Source organism: Thiohalocapsa sp., from assembly GCF_019695415.1.
Taxonomy (GTDB): Bacteria; Pseudomonadota; Gammaproteobacteria; order Chromatiales; family Chromatiaceae; genus Thiohalocapsa.
Window position 1 is genome coordinate 1 of sequence record NZ_JAIFKJ010000056.1, and the last position, 2,304, is coordinate 2,304.

Genomic DNA, 2,304 nt, shown 5'->3' on the forward strand with positions numbered 1-2,304 from the left:
TCTCTCCATCCGCCCCTGAGTCGCGGTGTGATGATGCCCAGTACCAGCTATGTGCACAGGTCGACGTGTAAGGCCACTCCGCCATGGGTGCCGAGGCCGAGCTGGCGCGTCCGGTGATAGGTACGCACCCACCACAGCAGGATTGACGCCGTCAGGAAGAAACCAGCTATCAGCCATCAGCCCCCCTCATTAAGTGGAGGCAAGACCTGAAGCCCGTATTCCGGCCCGGGAGGCTCCAGCGCGAGCCACGGAAGCTGCCGGACAAATTCCACCGGATCCCAGTTCACCGAGGCCCACATGTTGAGGCCGATGATCTCGATCGCGATGAAGCCGCAGATCAGCGACGTTACGCCAAGCCAACCCAGGTAGATCGGGCCGATCTGGGCGTTGCCGATCTTGCCGACCAAGTATTGGAAAAAGGGTTGGCCAGAGCGCGGCTCATCTTCTTCGGGCAGAGGGACGCCATACTCGGCCGGCCCCCTGACCTGCACCTGCGTGAATATGTTCTGATATTCCGCCATAACTTTCTCCTAGCCCCTTAGGCCCAGATCGGCAGGTTGAGCCACCAGTTCCACCACTCGGGCCAGCCGCGCGTCCAAAGCGGACCGCTGATGATGATGCAGACCGCGCTCCAGAAGCCGGCGTTCAGCGCCAGGAACAAGCCCAGCCGGTGAATGCCGAGCGTGCCGATGGAGTAACCGATGAAGTCGCGGAAGAACGTATCTTCGTGGCTTGGCGTCTTGACCGTCTCGCCTTTTGGCGGGTTGGTCGCGGACAGCACCAGACCGCCATGCAGCGACAGCGCCAGCACTGTGGTGAAGAAGAACGTCACCGCGAGCATGTGCGCCGGGTTGTAGTGGAAGTGGAGGTACTGGTAGCCGACGTTCGACACCCAGTCGAGGTGGCTGAAGATGCCGTAGGGGAAGCCGTGGCCCCACGCGCCCATGAGCAGCGGCCGAAACACGACCAGCGTGACATAGGCGAAAATCGCGACCCCGAAAGCGATCGGGACGTGATAGCCCATGCCGAGCTTGCGCGCGATTTCGGCCTGTCGCAACGCCCATGACACGAATGCGCCGATCGCGCAGATCGTGATGAGCTGCCACAGACCGCCCTCGGCCAGCGGCGCGAAGCCGAGACCATAACTGATGTCGGGCGGCGCGATGTTGATTTTCCAGATATTCCAGGTTGGGCCGAGCGATGCGCCATACAGGATGAGCAATGTTCCCAACGCCGAGAAGAATATCGTCAGGACGCCGAAGAAGCCGACATAGAAGGGACCGACCCAAAAGTCGAACAAGTCTCCCCCCAGGAGCGTCCCTCCGCGTACGCGATATTTGCGCTCAAAATTCAGTAGTGCCATTTTCCGATCCTCAGGTCAGGAACGTTCGGGAAGACGCCTGACGCCGTACGGGTTAGCGCCAACGATGAAGTCTGCCCGGCCTTGAACGGTCGTACCGAAAAGGGTATCCGGCGGGCCGTGCTTTCGGGCCGGGCAGACCCTGTTCGCTACGCGAGATGCTCAGGCTGCGTGATTTCGACCGCGCTCGTCTGAGCCGCCGGCGCAGGTTGCAGCCAGTTGTAGCGTTCCGTGCTGAGCAGAATGAAGTGGATCAGCAGCGCCAGCACGAAAAGGAACGTAAACAGGGCCACAAGGGTCCGGCGCGGATCAAAAATTAGCCAAACTCGCCACATGATAAGCCTCCTTATACAAGAGTTTGTGCGACTTGCGCCACTTGCGTGGCGGCAAGCGTGGCGTCATTCAACATCGGAGCGTTGGCCTGTTCCATTCCGGCCCAACCCCACGGACGCCAATTCCACACCAGCAGATGCGCAATCAGCGCGATGACGGTGAAGGCGATGAAGCTAATCACAAAGATGCTGTGAAACTCCTTCGCTTCGTCTTCACCTAGTCCTGACAAGGACTTGTCTCGATCAGCCATGTGCGTCTCTCTCTTCTTGTTGGACGACGATAAAGGGACCGTCACGCCGCCACGGGTGGTTGCGGGACCGGCCTACTTCATGAATGCGAACGGGATCAGCGTCCCCGCCGAAGCGCGCGCCTCGGCAAAGATGGAACGGCGGACGCCCGCCAGTTCGTTATCGCTCGTGTCGCGTCTGCCTGGCAGCAGCCGGGCAAACACGGCGATGACAAGGAAGACTGCGAAGCACAGCCAGTACAACAGCCGCGACTCCCGAGCTTCTTGGCGCCTGAGAGTAAGTTTTGCACTGTCGTGTTTGATAGCGTTGGCCATTTTCTCAAGTCTCCCTTTGCCGGTTATTCGAGCGATAACCTGAAACGCT

4 protein-coding genes and 1 pseudogene are annotated in these 2,304 nt (G+C 60.0%); all 5 read right to left on the reverse strand.

Going from position 1 to position 2,304, the window contains the following annotated elements; translation table 11 throughout:
* Positions 1–47: 47 nt before the first annotated feature.
* Positions 48–521: pseudogene (locus I6U14_RS00650) on the reverse strand (hypothetical protein).
* 17 nt (positions 522–538) lie between these two features.
* The gene (pufL, locus tag I6U14_RS00655; protein WP_296896037.1) at positions 539–1,363 is read right to left on the reverse strand and encodes a photosynthetic reaction center subunit L; all 825 of its coding nucleotides are present in this window, start codon (positions 1,361–1,363) and stop codon (positions 539–541) included.
* A gap of 146 nt (positions 1,364–1,509) precedes the next feature.
* A complete protein-coding gene (gene pufA, locus I6U14_RS00660) occupies positions 1,510–1,695 on the reverse strand; it encodes a light-harvesting antenna LH1, alpha subunit (RefSeq protein WP_296896039.1) in 186 nt (61 codons plus the stop codon).
* 11 nt (positions 1,696–1,706) lie between these two features.
* Complete coding sequence (gene pufB, locus I6U14_RS00665; protein ID WP_296896040.1) at positions 1,707–1,943, reverse strand: light-harvesting antenna LH1, beta subunit; 237 nt, start codon at positions 1,941–1,943, stop codon at positions 1,707–1,709.
* Between the two features lie 72 nt (positions 1,944–2,015).
* A partial coding sequence (locus I6U14_RS00670; RefSeq protein ID WP_296896042.1) for a hypothetical protein occupies positions 2,016–2,304 on the reverse strand: 289 nt, incomplete at its 5' end.

Excerpts from the sequence above, each read along its gene's own strand:
- pufB (WP_296896040.1), bottom strand. The coding sequence starts at position 1,943 with ATGGCTGATCGAGACAAGTCCTTGTCAGGACTAGGTGAAGACGAAGCG.
- pufA (WP_296896039.1), bottom strand. The coding sequence starts at position 1,695 with ATGTGGCGAGTTTGGCTAATTTTTGATCCGCGCCGGACCCTTGTGGCC.
- pufL (WP_296896037.1), bottom strand. The coding sequence starts at position 1,363 with ATGGCACTACTGAATTTTGAGCGCAAATATCGCGTACGCGGAGGGACG.